Below are 14,688 nucleotides of genomic sequence, written 5' to 3' on the forward strand. Positions count from 1 at the left end.
TGAATTTTTAGTAAAATTTTAGTTGCAAATTTGGACTCGGTATGGTATCTTAATTATCTGCGGGCAATTAGCACAGTGGTAGCGCACTTCCTTCACACGGAAGGGGTCACTGGTTCAAATCCAGTATTGCCCATATTTTTCACTCAAACTAACCAACATTTTTCACAGCTCAGATTTAAGGTTGCGCCGCTTTTCTATAGTTTTTACAGCATCCATTACCCCAAGAAATAATAATGGCTATTGGAAATGACTTTGTTGAAAGCTTACAAAAAGCCAGAGTTTTGCAAAAATCTATAACTCGCTCAGTCAAAGACTTGATTAAGGACTTTCAGAGCGGAAAAATTGTTGTACCATCCTACCAACGAACTTTTGTTTGGGATATCCCTAAGCAATGTCGTTTTATTGAATCGGTTTTTATGGATGTGCCAATTCCATCTATATTTTTACTTGAAAAGTTTGATGAAGAAAAAGATGAAAGATTGTGTGAAGTAATTGATGGAGTTCAACGACTAACCACTTTGGCGCATTTTAGTAACGGAACTTTGAAGTTAACAAATCTTATAACGTTACCCGACCTAAACCAATTTACTTATACGTCTCTACCACCGAAAATCAGCAGCCTTTTTTTAGAGCGTCAAATCAATACAATTGTTATTGAAAGTGGGACACAGCCTGAAATACAATTTGAAGTTTTTGGACGACTTAATCAAGGCTCAGTTTCTCTTAATTCACAAGAATTAAGAAATTGTATGTTTCATGGTGAATTCAATGATTTTTTAAATCATTGTAGTCATTCTATCTTATACAGAGAATTATTATCACCTTTTCCTAAGTTCAAGCCAGTAAGAGAAGGCAAGCCAGATCCAAACAGGATGCTTGATGTTGAACTAATTCTAAGATTTTTTGCTTTTTATGAACTTTACAAGCCAGAATCAAAGCAATATCCTGAAGCGAGAGGTGAAACGCTTAATAATTATATGAGGCGAAGAAAACCTAATGCGGATAAAAACTTGTTGCCCCAAGTAAATTTAAGAGCCAACGAGGAGCTTGAATCTTTATTTGAGAAAGTCTTACGAATGGTTAAAATCACCTTCAACGAGAAACAGTTTAGAAACTTTAGCGTTAAAACAGATAAAGCTCAGTTTTCTCCACTTCTTAATCAAGCTATTTTCGATGTTCAAATGCAAGGTTTTGTTGATTATAGAATAACCGATATACAGAACAAAACTGACATTATCTATGAAGCATTTCTTGATATATGTTCTTATGACCGTAATTTTATAGATGCAGTTTCACAGAGGACTGATTCAACACTAAATGAACGTATAGGAATTTGGAAAAATAAGCTGAGTCAAGTTATCGAAAATTCGCACTTATATTATGAAAAGCTAAAGCTGAAGCGACAACTGTTTAACTCTAATCCAATATGTAATTTTTCAGATAAAAGAATTGAAACAATTGATGAAGCAGATATTGTAGATGGGATGCTTTACCATAGATGTTCTTCTCCATCCCTTACCCAGAAAGAAATACAGCCAAGAAAAAGAACTACAGTGAATTCGCCTACAAAATTTTATCTGAATGGTTCGCTCTATGAATCTGATAATATATTAGAGGCTATTGAGATCATTATAGATTTTATAGTGGATAGAATTAAAGAAGATGAATACTCAATCAGTCGATTAGCTTCTTTAAGCTTTGTTGGAACTCATATGGAGTTGAGTGATCAATCAAATAGAGAACTAAAGAAGTTTAAGCCACTTGGTCTCGAAAATTCAAATTCTAAAAAATTATATATTGATGTTAGTGGTGGCCGAACCGAAAATGTGCAGAATGTAACAGAAATAGCATCACTTTTTAGTTTTATGAGTGAATTTAAATTTGTCGAATAGTGAGATTATATTATCACCTTCCCTGTATCCAGCCAATGGACAGAAATGGCAATGCGAGGTATCTCCTCCTTCTTGAAACTGCCACCAATTTTATTCTTGTTTAATGCCTGATACTCTCTTTGTTTTTACCATTTTTATACCAATCCCTATAGAGGCATAGAGGCAAAGTTATGATCCAAATAATTCTGAATTCAGAACAAGAAAATTTACTGCAACAACAGTTAGAGACAGGGAAATATACCACCCCCGATCAGGTAATTACTGATGCTTTAAAAGCTTTGTCAGAAAAACAGCATCTTAATCCACCTCGGCAAGTAGTAACGATTCTTTCAGGAAAACCTGCACAAGAGTTACTCGCAGAAAAAATTAAAATCAGCCGGGAAGTTAAGAATAGTTATCAGCCCGATCCGCACCGACAAGCTTTAGCTGAAGATTTTAACAACTTATGTGAAGAAACCCAGGCTTTACACGCCGATTATCCTTTAACTCATGAAGAAATTGCCCCAAAAATTGCAGCTTATCGGAGTGGAGAATGAGAGTTGTTATAGATACTAATATTTTAGTATCTGCGGCGATCGGAGTTCAGGGTCAGTGAGCATTTTTTAAAAGCAAAGAACAGGAAACCTAGTAATTCCGCTAGATAATAGATGATCAAAATTTATTATTTTATCTTTATGGCGTTCAAGATAATCAATGCTTGATTGATACTGTCCTCGGAGACATCCAAATACTATGTCTCTTGGATTAGCATCTAAGTCCAAGTCAAAATAAAGATTATCTAGGATTAAAATTGATACAGCAAGTAATTTTGCAACGTACCATTCAAGATGAATCCATAGATAATTTCCTGAGCGCCCAAAACGTCCTGAATGCACGATTCTATTTCTCGTTTGATACAAACGATCTAGTTGGTACTCTAAATTTTTCTGAGAAAGAGTTATAAAGCTGTGTAAATCTTGCAACTTTTTCCAATTTTGGTTTATATCAAGATATTGCTTGCATAACAATGGCTCGCTTTCCATATCATGATATGGATCGTCAGGTGAGTTTTTAATATTTTGATCTGTAATCCAAGAACTCCAATGGCATAACCCGATGGCATCAAATTCGTTTGCACTATGGTCATCACTAGGGGAGTATATTTTCTTCCAGCCATTAGCCTTAGATGTACTTCTCATACGCTGAATTGTAGCATTTACACGTCTGCCTATTGCTCCTAATGCCAGCGTACTGGAGACATTTTTTTTGATCGTCACAATATCTGGTTCATTTGTTCTCAGCCCCATTAGAGATTCCAGGGAAGTCCACAACAATATATAAGAGTTTTCTATGGTTGGAACGCTTAGTGCAAGATTATATAAATACAAAGATTCTTCTATTTTTTCTAAAGTTTTGTAGTCAAAATCTTGGAGCTTTTTCTTGTTTTTTTCCAATGATTGTTCTAAAGTATTGATACGCGCTAAGGGAATAATTGGATCGCTATCATTTCTAAAGCTTAACGATGTCTGTTGCCTAGTGCTTTCATTCAAGAAACTTACATTTTCCCATATTTCATCATTATTTATATTTATACTAGAGTTTTTTACGCCCAATTTTCTCAAAGCAGTTGTTACTTTATTCCTAAAAGCAGAATAAGCATCTTTTCCTGAAGCACTAAAATTATAAGTTTCCGATGCTTGATCGTCTTGAACACCTAACTGTTTCTTTAAGTCAGATCCGAGATTGTTGTTGCTTATAGAAAACTGATAGTCTCTGTTTTGATCGAAGGAAAAAATTTTAGATAACTGCTCAACCAGTCTATCGGGGCTATCCTTTATTAATCCTTTAAAAGAAATTTTTAATTGAATAATAGAGTGATCGCTATGTAAAGCAAATGCTACTAAAGTTTTCAAAAGCCTATCAATTCTTTTAGATTCAATATCAAAATGATTACTTGATAAATTTATCGCTTTTAATTCAAAAAAAATAAATTCTGCGTATTTTTTATTTAATGTAGCAATGTAAGTCAACGAGGTTAATTGCAGTTTTTTTATGTCATTTTCATCCAAATCCTTGTTTGACAAGGGACGTAACTCATTTTTTATATTTTTAAAATATTTTTCAACCACAGGATCGTTAATTATTGAAGTTTGGATATTGTCATCTAGAGATTCTTTTAACAACGATTTTAATCTATCTTTAGTTTTGGGCCGTTTTAGGCAAGCGGTTGCAGTATCATACAATTCTTCAAGAAGAATAATTCCATTTGTTATGGGATAACGGTAACTGATAACTTCATAAATATCCACCAGTTGATACAATCGTGTTACTAAATACTTACTTAATATAGTATGAGATGGCTCCCATTCATCAGGTCTTGCTAAAAATTTCATTTATTTCTCTCCTTTTACGATTTATTTGTTATGCTAACTAAGCCGTCAATTGTTCAGTAAACTCAATCAACTCGTTGACCTGTTCCTCGGTAAACCACCGCTCAAATTAAACGCCTTGCGAATATTCGACTCCGACAACTGGGCGTTTCCGCCACCCAACTCCTGCCTCAGTGTACGCTCTAACGCCACCACTTGCAAGTCCGTCACCCCTTCCCTATTGCGAATTGCCGCAATTGTCGGGTGAGTCTCGACAATTTCCAACACCTTTTCCTTAAGCCGCTGGCGGTGTTCCTCCTTGATAATTAGACAATTTTCAACAAGGCCAAATCCCCGATCGCCCAAAACTCCCCTTTTATACTACATTTATGCTACACTAAATATTGTAGCTCGTGCCCCCGCAGGAGGTTTCCTCATGGCAAATGCCAATATTCCTCAAAATTTCAACTTAATCCTACCCGCAGGAACCCAAATTGTCACCAGAATTGAGGTTAAAAACCCCGCCAGTGACCAATCTTGGAAACCGGGATTAGTAGGCGTCATCGTTCAATCGCCTACGGACAATTCCCACGCATATTTAGTCAAACTCCCAGACGGAACAGAAGTTAGTCTGCGGCGGCACGAACTCAGCATCCGCAAGCAGTTTCAGAGCGAAGGATTGCAGTCAGGAGGAGATTTTCTTGCAGAATACAATCTCTATGATTCTGTAATTTACCGCTGCATTGTTGGTTCGAGAGCGTATGGTCTTGATAACGAGCAATCCGATACAGACAGACGCGGGATTTACCTGCCGCCCGCAATCCTTCATTGGTCGCTTTACGGCATTCCAGAACAATTGGAAAACAAGGAAAATCAGGAATGCTATTGGGAACTGCAAAAGTTTCTAGTTTTGGCACTAAAAGCTAATCCAAATGTGCTAGAATGTTTGTACACGCCTTTGGTAGAAACGGTTTCTCCTGTCGCACAAGAATTGCTGGAAATTAGGGAAATCTTTCTTTCTCAATTGGTTTATCAAACTTACAATAGCTACGTTTTGTCTCAATTTAAAAAAATGGAGCAAGACCTCCGCAATACCGGGGAAATTCGTTGGAAGCACGCGATGCACTTAATTCGCTTGCTGCTGTCAGGAATTACTGTCCTCAAGGAGGGGTTTGTACCCGTTCGCGTGCAGGATTATCGATCGCAACTTTTATCTATCCGCAACCAAGAAATATCCTGGGATGAGGTGAATCGCTGGCGGTTGAGTTTGCACGCAGAGTTCGATCGCGCTTTTGCTGCAACTAAGTTGCCAGAACGTCCTAATTACGAGAAAGCGAATCTGTTTTTGATTAAATCTCGTAGAGGTGCGATCGAAATCGGATCTTGAAATCGCTTCTTGTGAAATAAAGCCCGCCTGCATGGACTGGAATATATGACAGAATACATCTCGAATCTCGCCCAAATTATCTCTGTTCAACCTTATCCGCTACTGTTTGCGACTGTCAGCGGTTCGCACTTATACGGCTTTCCTTCCGCCGATTCTGACTTCGACTTGCGGGGAGTACACATCTTACCGCTACCGCAAGTAATTGGGCTGATTTCAGCAGAAGAAACAATCGAAGTTTCGGAAGTTCGGGATGGAATGCAACTTGATTTAGTAACTCACGACATTAAGAAATTTTTTGAGATGCTGTTGAAGCGCAACGGCTACGTCTTGGAACAACTGTATTCGCCGCTGATAGTTTACAGTACAAAGGAACACGAGAAATTAAAGGAGCTCGTCTCGAACTGCATTACCAAGCACCACAGCCACCACTATCTCGGTTTTGCTAAAACTCAATGGAAACTGTTTGAGAAAGAACGCCCGCGTCGGGTTAAGCCGCTGCTGTATGTTTACCGGGTGTTGCTAGCTGGGATTCACTTGATGCAAACGGGGGAAGTCGAGGCGAATTTGGTGAAGCTTAACGAGAAGTTCCAGTTGTCGTATATTCCTGATTTGATCGATCGCAAGCTGGCTGGGGAGGAAAAATCAGTGCTAGAAGATACAGATATAGAATTTTATCAGCAAGAGCGCGATCGGCTAATCAATATATTAGAAGATGCAAGTTTTAGAAGTCATTTGCCCTCAAATCCTAATGCAAAGGTTGCTCTTAGCGATTTTCTGGTAAAGGTAAGGATGTCATCTGTGAACTAAGCTGTTCCACGTCGAATTAGTCTTTTGGTGCAGCAAGCAGCCTATATATTAGTCGTTTTGTGCGCCGAAGCTCACAGAACATCCAGTCAAAGACGCATTAGTAAAAAATAAACCGGGTTTTTTCTCTTAATCAAAACCCATAATGCAGTATTTGCGTCGTCCATAAACCCGGTTTTTAGTGATTCACTGTAATAGATTTGTGTTGGCTGGTTGCGGAAGAGCAGGTAGGTCGATATTTTGATCCTCGGTAACTTGTGGGTTTTTTCCGGGTATGTAAATATTCCAACTTACCCCGCCTACATATGTTTTGATATATGAAATCAATGCGTGGATAAATACAACGATGCCCAGCATTTCTAAAAACTCTTCAAGGGTCGTTACTATCACGTAAGCTACATTCTCCTGTCCCATTGTAGAAGCTATGTATCCCCCTGGCATTTCCATCCCCATTGCTCCTCCAATATAAAGAGCGCAGGCTGCAAAAAATAATTTTTTTGTGGAAACAGGAAGGTGGAACACAAACTTACTGTAGGATAAGAGAAATATCGCTACTAGAACAGCAAACGGCACAATCCAAGTAAAGTAAAGAAACCCTGTTGCATTTAGCACGCCTCGCAGGCCAATCAAATGTTCGTGCAATTGACCCAGTTCGTCTACAGATAGAGCTAAAAATATGAATGATAAAATTTTCCAGTGATGCTTGTAGCGATCGCTATCCAAATTTTTCACATGGGCGATCGCACCCAGCAACACAGAACTAAACAGCAATGCCAAAGATGAGTATATAGCTGGAACGTTCACCTCGCCATCAACGTTGAATGCCATTGCCAAGAAGTCTCTAGACGGGTAATCCGGCAAGAAGTACAGACTCATCCGAGTCAAGAAAGATAGTACAACGAGACAGCCCACCACTCGAAGCAAAAATTGGGTTACAGCTCCAGGAGCTAGAGGAATTTGGAATTTCATGTTTTTTTAACCGCTTCCTTAACCTTTTGTTAAAGCTATTTTATCATAAAGCATCTTAATTCTGTATCTGTACAGACCTAAAAGACTCATTTTCGTGAAGCTAATTTTTTTTAGCGATAAGATTATCTTAAAATTAAATAATGTAGCAGACCTCGATCGCCCTTAATTTTATTCTGCTATATAAAAAATTTTTATTTCCTGAGATGTAAATTAGATATCTCTAAAAATCAAGCTGAAACCCTTACTAGGGTTGAGTCTAGTTCTAAATTCGCTCAATGTCTGCGAGAAAAACTCGGCTTCCTGAAGCCGAGCTCCCTCATTACCGAGGATTTCTGTAATCAAAGGTGATCGCATCTCAATCGAGTGTGAAAACCATAAGATGAAATAACAGGTGGATCGCGATCGAGTGATTCGCCGCCATTAGTTAACCTAGACTTCCCCCAGCGAGATCAAAAAATCTCCTTGTCAAAGTCAATTAGCTTTCAGTCAATTGCTGATTTCCTAAGTTTTTGCTGCTTTACTTATTTGTCGTACCTGCGCGGCGTATAAACCCAAACATCTCCATATTTGCGGGGAATAATCCGAGTTTGACTCGAACCGACAATAACTAAAGTTCTCATGTCGGCGTCTTGCGGCTGGAATTCGCCGAGGGTGCAAACCCGCACAGATTGGCCTGGGCGGCCGAGGTTGCGCCCCAATATGACGGGGGTTTTAGCATCGCGACTTTGCAACAAAATCTCGATCGCTTTTCCGAGTTGCCAAATCCGCTGTTTCGAGATGGGATTGTAAAATGCCATAACTAAATCGGCAGCAGCAGCCGCCGCAATCCGCTGTTCAATGACCTCCCAAGGCTTGAGAATATCCGAAAGCGAAATCACGCAAAAATCGTGTCCGAGGGGTGCTCCGATCGCAGCCGCGGCCGCCTGCATGGCTGAAATGCCCGGTGCGACCCGAATATCGATGCCTTGCCATTCGGGTTTGGCGTCAAAGTCGATCGCCTCAAACACCGCTGCAGCCATCGCAAAAATACCCGGATCTCCCGACGAAACGACGGCGACAGATTTGCCGGAGGCTGCTAAATCTAGGGCAAAACGGGCGCGATCGATCTCTTCGCGGTTGTCGGAATCGTGCCGCTTTTGTCCTTCGCGCAGGGTTCCGGCTAAGTCGAGATAGAATTTGTAACCCACCCAATCTGTGGCTTCGCGCAGTATTTCTTTAACTTCCGGGGACATCCACTGCGCGCCTCCGGGGCCGGTACCGACGATCGCCAGTTTGCCGCGGCTAATGCCGATCCCGCTAGCATTTAAGGGTTGGGCGGCCAGGGCGATCGCGCAATTCAGGGATAAAGTGCGATCGCATTCGATTAACTGACTGTTTGCACCTGCTGCTGTCAGGGCAATTTGTGCAGCCTTATTTTCGATGAATTCAATTGAGTCTAATTCGACAAGTTCGGAGAGATTGAAAAAGCGGACGGGGACTTTAAAATATTGTGAAACTGCTTCAAGTGCCGGATTGCCCATCTCATGTTTTAATGCAAAAAATCCAGCAACAGAAGCTGCTGCCAAATTTGTTTTTGCCAGTAATTCCTGCACGCAAAACAGGGCTATTTCTGGCTGAACATTCGATAGATTCGCGAGTGCAACTGCTGCAATTTGCGGATGGTAAACCAAACAATCTGGCGTCGGCGCAATTGCTTTTTCAGTGACGCGGATAGTTAATTGGGCGTCGGGGGCGATCGGCAAATTGCTCTCGGAAACCCAGCTTGCAGCCCCTTCTAGGCGTACTTTTGCCCCGGCGAGCAAATTTGAAATAAAAGTCTTCGCGTTCTCTGGATTCGCTAAATAATAGCCTTGGGGAGGACTCAGCAGCGCGGTGCGAAACCGAATATCTCCGGTGGTGGTAATTGCAGGTTGTACGCCGAGGGCTGCTGCAATCTCTCTGGCCAAATCATTAACGCCGTGCAAACCGCCCAGCAGCGGTACGACGGCGCTTCCGTCTTCTGCGACGGCTAAAACTGGCGGTTCGGCGCGTTTGTCTGACAGCAGCGGGGCGAGGGTGCGGATGATTATTCCGGCGGCGCAGATGCTGATGATTGGGGTTTCTGTTGCAAACAATTCCCGCAATGTTTCGCCGAAGTTGCTAAAGTTGATGTCTGTGTCGTCCGTGCGATCGATTAAACCGTAAATCTGGGAACCGGGGAAATGTGCGGAGATTTTTTTGGCGATCTGCAGGCTGTTTTGACCTAATATAACTATTGCGGGAGGAATTCGATTCACGGTTTTAATTATGTGTGTGTTTGGAGTGGTTTAATTATTTTAATTTTTTGTTACTTTACGAATAAATATTTGACGACTAATCGCGAAGGCGCGAAGAAAAAGTAAGAAGTGAAGCAAGTAGTTTTTCTGTTTTATTAGTGGCACAGGCATCTTGCCTGTGATTTTCTGCAATTAGTCTATCATTAAAAGAAGCAAATATTTCGAGGTAGGGCTGTGAAACGCATTGTCTTAATTGCAGGGTTTGAATCTTTTAATGCTGATTTGTACCGCAAAGCTGCCGAGTCGGCTGTTTCTGGCTGCCAGGGATTGGAAGTACGGGTTTTTAGCGATCGCGCCCTCGTAGACGAACCCGACGCTGTAGCGGCTGCCCTCTCGAATGCTGATGTGTTTTTCGGGAGTTTGCTGTTTGATTACGATGCGGTAATGTGGCTGCGGGAAAGGGTGCAGAATATTCCGATTCGCCTGATTTTTGAGTCGGCTTTGGAATTGATGAGTCTTACTCAAATCGGCGCTTTTAAAATTGGCGACAAACCGAAGGGAATGCCGAAGCCTGTTAAGTTTATTCTGGATAAGTTCAGCAATGGGCGAGAAGAAGATAAGCTGGCTGGTTACATCAGCTTTTTGAAGGTTGGGCCGAAGTTATTAAAGTATGTGCCGGTGCAAAAAGTGCAGGATTTGCGTAACTGGCTGATTATTTATGGTTACTGGAATGCGGGCGGGGCGGATAATGTTGTCTCGATGTTTTGGATTATTGCCGAAAAGTATTTGGGGCTGAAGGTTGCAGAAATTCCGCCGCCTGTGGAAACTCCCAATATGGGTTTATTGCATCCCGATTATAATGGTTATTTTGAATCGCCTAGGCAATATTTGGATTGGTATCTCGGTAATCAAAGTGCGAGGGGCGGGCAAGATGCCCGTTCCAGAAAAGAGGCTAGACATCTTGATAGAAAGGGTTATAACGGGCAAGATGCCCGTTCCACAAAATTTGAGACGAATTGGTCGGAAAATTCAGACCAGGTTTCTAACGGGCAAGATGCCCGTTCCACAAAATTTGGAACCAATTGCTTGCAAAATTCATATCCAGTAAAATCTCCTGTTGTGGGCATCTTGCTTTACCGCAAGCACGTTATCACAAAGCAGCCTTATATTCCTCAATTAATCCGCTATTTTGAAGATGCGGAAATTGTGCCTTTGCCGATTTTTATCAATGGCGTTGAAGGCCATGTGGCGGTGCGGGATTGGATGACGAATGCTGATGAAACTGGGCGGCGAAAACAAGGCAATATTGAAACTTTTTCGCTTTCTAAAGATGCTGTGGAAGTTGATGCGATTGTTTCTACTATTGGCTTTCCTTTGGTTGGCGGGCCTGCTGGTTCGATGGAGGGTGGAAGGCAGGTGGAAGTTGCTAAGCGCATTTTAACTGCTAAAAATGTACCTTATTTTGTGTCCGCACCTCTGCTGATTCAGGATATCCATTCTTGGACTCGTCAGGGGATTGGGGGTTTGCAAAGTGTGGTATTGTATGCTTTGCCTGAGTTGGATGGCGCGATCGATCCTGTTCCCCTGGGCGGTTTGGTGGGTGAGGATATTTATCTGGTGCCCGATCGCGCGAAACGCCTGACAAGTAGAATTAAAAATTGGGTGAAACTGCGGCAAACTCCGCCATCTGAAAGGAAAATTGCGATTATTCTCTACGGGTTTCCTCCCGGTTACGGGGCGGCGGGTACGGCTGCTTTATTAAATGTACCGAAATCGCTGCTAAATTTCCTGCACAAACTTCAAGCAGCAGGTTATACAGTTGGAGAAATTCCGGCTGACGGGGAGGAGTTAATTCGCAGGGTGAAAGAGGCGGATGATGCTGCAACCGCAGATGGGGGCGGATTAACGCGGATGAACGCAGATGGGAGGGGAGGGTTTGGCAATACTGTTAATGTTAAAACTCTGGAGAAGTGGCTGGGGTATTTGTCAACAAGTCGTATTGAAAAACAGTGGAAATCTCTGACTGGTACTGGGATTAAGACAGAGGGCGACGAGTTCCAAATCGGTGGTATTCAACTGGGGAATGTTTGGATAGGTTTGCAGCCACCGCTGGGAATTTCTGGCGATCCGATGCGCTTAATGTTCGATCGCGATTTGACGCCTCACCCTCAATACGCTGCTTTTTACAAGTGGCTACAAAATGATTTGCAAGCTGATGCTGTGGTTCACTTCGGAATGCACGGCACTGTTGAATGGTTGCCCGGTTCTCCTCTGGGAAATACTGGCTATTCTTGGCCGGATATTTTGTTGGGAAGTTTGCCGAATCTTTATATCTATGCTGCCAACAATCCCTCGGAATCGATGTTAGCTAAACGGCGCGGTTACGGTGTTTTGATTTCTCACAACGTGCCACCCTACGGCCGCGCTGGCTTGTACAAGGAATTGATGGCTTTGCGGGATTTGATTGCGGAATATCGGGAAGATACGGCTAAAAATTATGTGCTGAAAGAGGCTATTTGTAAGAAAATTTTAGATAGCGGTTTGGAGGCTGATTGTCCGTTTGATGAGGCTCGCAAGTTGGGTATTGCTTTTAGTTTTGAGAATGTGGGAATGTTCAGTGCTGATGCTTTTAACCGCTATCTGGTGAAGCTTTACGAGTATTTGCAGGTGGTGGAATGTCGCTTGTTTTCTTCTGGTTTGCACGTTCTCGGGGAACCGCCTAATTCTGAGGCAATGACCTCTTATCTTGAGGCTTATTTTGGGGAGAGGTTATCACAGGAACAGGTGCAAAAGCTGGTTTTTGAAGAAAATGAACCGCAGAGGCGCAGAGGGCGCAGAGAGGAAGATAAAGAGGGGTTTGATGGGGTTTTTGAGGAGGGTTTGTTGGTGCGGGATTTGTTGTTGCAAACGACGGATGAGTTGACTAATCTTTTGCGGGGTTTGAATGGGGAATATATTCTGCCTGCACCGGGTGGCGATTTGTTGCGGGATGGGGCTGGGGTGTTGCCAACTGGCAGGAATATTCACGCTTTAGACCCTTATCGGATGCCTTCTCCGGCAGCTTATGAAAGGGGGCGCGAAATTGCTCGGAAAATTCTTGAGAAGCACTTTGAGGAACATGGGAATTATCCTGAGACTGTGGCGGTGATGTTGTGGGGTTTGGATGCGATTAAAACGCGGGGCGAATCTATTGGAATTTTGCTAGAATTGGTGGGTGCTGAACCTCTTAAAGAAGGTACTGGACGGATTGTTCGCTATGAATTAAAACCGTTAGCTGATGTCGGTCATCCCCGGATTGATGTGTTGGGAAATCTTTCGGGGATTTTCCGTGATAGCTTTGTGAATATTATTGAATTGTTGGATGATTTGTTCGTGCGGGCGGCGGATGCTGATGAACCGGAATCGCAGAATTTTATTCGCAAACACGCTTTAATTTTGCAGGCAAAAGGTGTGCAGAATTATTCCGCCAGGTTGTTTTCTAATCCGGCTGGGGATTTTGGTTCTTTGGTTAACGATAGGGTTGTGGATGGTAGTTGGGAATCGGGGGATCAGTTGGGGAAAACTTGGGAAAGTCGCAATGTTTTTAGTTACGGGAGAAAGGATAAGGGGGAAGCGAGGCCGGAGGTTTTGACTCAGTTGTTGCAAGGGTGCGATCGCATAATTCAAGAAATTGATTCTGTGGAATACGGTTTGACTGATATTCAAGAGTATTATGCGAATACTGGCGGTTTGAAGAAAGCCGCAGAAAAGCAGCGCGGCAAAAAGGTTAACACGAGTTTTGTAGAAAGTTTTTCTCAGGATACCACTCCGCGCAATTTAGAAGATTTGCTGCGCTTGGAATATCGAACTAAGTTGCTAAATCCTAAGTGGGCTAACGCGATGGCAAATCAAGGTTCTGGCGGCGCTTATGAAATTTCGCAGCGCATGACGGCGTTAATTGGTTGGGGCGGAACGGCTGATTTTACTGATAGTTGGGTTTACGATCAAGCGGCTGATACTTATGCTTTGGATGAGGAAATGGCGCGGAAGTTGCGGGAGGCTAATCCTGAAGCTTTTCGCAATATTGTAGGGCGAATGTTGGAGGCTAACGGGCGGGGTTTCTGGCTGCCGGATGCGGATAAGTTGCAGCAGTTGCGCGAGTTGTACGAATTGACTGATGAGAAGATTGAAGGGGTGACAGTGTAGTTTTTTTAGTCTAAATATTTAGGGGCGGGCTAGAAGCCCACCCCACAATAGTTTCCAATTTTTTCAGGTGCAAGTTAGAGTCGCGGCTATTAAATACCCCGATCGCCCTGCGGTTTTGCTACAGGAACTGAGGGTTTCTTATTGGGAGAGTTAAAAGCTCGATCGACCATATCTCCAAAGGGAACAAACTGCGGTGCCGCCGATTGAGCTCCGGTTCTGAACGTTGTAACTGGCCCGCTGCCGTCTTGGGCAAAATTAATCAATCTCGTTAAAGCATCACCGGGATTTTTAGCATTTCGCTTGTCTAGGGTGAACAGCAGATTTTGAGAGTTGCAGCGCCCCTGTCCGTTTACGTAACAAACTACGGGCAAGTTATTAACAATTCCTGTTGTTAACTGCAAGTTGCTCAATCTTCCGCCATTCTGGGCAACAGCTTTGGTCAATCTATTGGAAACAATTTGACAGCGCTGCCAAGGTGTATATTCGCGGCCGAACTCGGTAGATTTCCACAGAATCATCGGATCTGTTGTGACATTTCCTCGCCGCGCAATTGTGACAAAATTGCGGCCGGAAGTAACGCACTGAAATGTTGTTCTAGTGTTATTCCAGTTGCTCGTTGGAGCTGCTTGCACTTGGCTTGCGAAGGCGACAGTACCGGCGAAAACTAAAGCGGATGCTAATAAGGGTGCAGTGAATTTCATAATAACTCCTGCCACTAAGGCAGCTAAATTTATGTAAGAAGTCATAGTTGTAGGGACAGGGCTGTGTCCCTACCTCTTCAAATTCCGCTGGTTGGCTGTCGCACCCGGATATTTTTCAAATATTAAATCAGGTTAGTTGCACCTCAT

General features: G+C 42.6%; 10 protein-coding genes and 1 tRNA gene. 6 read left to right on the forward strand and 5 right to left on the reverse strand.

The genetic code is table 11. The features are described 5' to 3' along the window. Window positions 1-61: 61 nt before the first annotated feature. From QUA77_RS04930 to QUA77_RS04940, 3 genes are all read left to right on the forward strand, one after another. Window positions 62-133: transfer RNA gene (locus QUA77_RS04930), tRNA-Val, on the forward strand. A 100-nt stretch (window positions 134-233) separates the two neighbouring features. Continuing rightward, complete coding sequence (locus QUA77_RS04935) at window positions 234-1,892, forward strand: DUF262 domain-containing protein (protein ID WP_333449436.1); 1,659 nt, start codon at window positions 234-236, stop codon at window positions 1,890-1,892. Between the two features lie 170 nt (window positions 1,893-2,062). After that, window positions 2,063-2,428: a hypothetical protein gene (locus QUA77_RS04940; protein ID WP_333449437.1), complete on the forward strand. Its 366-nt coding sequence runs from the start codon at window positions 2,063-2,065 to the stop codon at window positions 2,426-2,428. A 66-nt stretch (window positions 2,429-2,494) separates the two neighbouring features. On the opposite strand, the gene QUA77_RS04945 is transcribed toward QUA77_RS04940, so the two are convergent. Together QUA77_RS04945 and QUA77_RS04950 are read right to left on the reverse strand one after the other, a co-directional pair. Then, window positions 2,495-4,264, reverse strand: a complete 1,770-nt coding sequence (locus QUA77_RS04945) for a hypothetical protein (protein WP_333449438.1) — start codon at window positions 4,262-4,264, stop codon at window positions 2,495-2,497. A 66-nt stretch (window positions 4,265-4,330) separates the two neighbouring features. Beyond that, entirely contained in the window at window positions 4,331-4,606 is a 276-nt protein-coding gene (locus tag QUA77_RS04950) for a hypothetical protein (RefSeq protein WP_333449439.1), read from the reverse strand. A 70-nt stretch (window positions 4,607-4,676) separates the two neighbouring features. Here QUA77_RS04950 and QUA77_RS04955 point away from each other — a divergent pair, with 70 nt between their 5' ends. Next, window positions 4,677-5,627: a DNA polymerase beta superfamily protein gene (locus tag QUA77_RS04955; RefSeq protein ID WP_333449440.1), complete on the forward strand. Its 951-nt coding sequence runs from the start codon at window positions 4,677-4,679 to the stop codon at window positions 5,625-5,627. A gap of 45 nt (window positions 5,628-5,672) precedes the next feature. Further along, window positions 5,673-6,434, forward strand: a complete 762-nt coding sequence (locus tag QUA77_RS04960; protein WP_333449441.1) for a DNA polymerase beta superfamily protein — start codon at window positions 5,673-5,675, stop codon at window positions 6,432-6,434. A 183-nt stretch (window positions 6,435-6,617) separates the two neighbouring features. Here QUA77_RS04960 and QUA77_RS04965 read toward each other — a convergent pair whose 3' ends face one another. Both QUA77_RS04965 and cobJ read right to left on the reverse strand, forming a co-directional pair. Further along, window positions 6,618-7,307 carry a hypothetical protein gene (locus tag QUA77_RS04965; protein ID WP_333449442.1) on the reverse strand — a complete coding sequence of 230 codons (690 nt, stop codon included), beginning with the start codon at window positions 7,305-7,307 and terminating at the stop codon, window positions 6,618-6,620. 614 nt (window positions 7,308-7,921) lie between these two features. Continuing rightward, window positions 7,922-9,676, reverse strand: a complete 1,755-nt coding sequence (gene cobJ / locus QUA77_RS04970) for a precorrin-3B C(17)-methyltransferase (protein ID WP_333449443.1) — start codon at window positions 9,674-9,676, stop codon at window positions 7,922-7,924. Window positions 9,677-9,889: 213 nt separating this feature from the next. Here cobJ and QUA77_RS04975 point away from each other — a divergent pair, with 213 nt between their 5' ends. Beyond that, window positions 9,890-13,840, forward strand: a complete 3,951-nt coding sequence (locus QUA77_RS04975; protein ID WP_333449444.1) for a cobaltochelatase subunit CobN — start codon at window positions 9,890-9,892, stop codon at window positions 13,838-13,840. An 89-nt stretch (window positions 13,841-13,929) separates the two neighbouring features. Here the strand turns inward: QUA77_RS04975 and QUA77_RS04980 are convergent, their stop codons facing one another. After that, on the reverse strand, window positions 13,930-14,586 hold the full coding sequence (locus tag QUA77_RS04980; RefSeq protein WP_333449445.1) for a COP23 domain-containing protein: 657 nt from the start codon (window positions 14,584-14,586) through the stop codon (window positions 13,930-13,932). Window positions 14,587-14,688: the final 102 nt, after the last annotated feature.

It is taken from the genome of Microcoleus sp. K5-D4 (genome assembly GCF_036704575.1).
In the GTDB taxonomy this organism is placed as follows: domain Bacteria; phylum Cyanobacteriota; class Cyanobacteriia; order Cyanobacteriales; family Microcoleaceae; genus Microcoleus.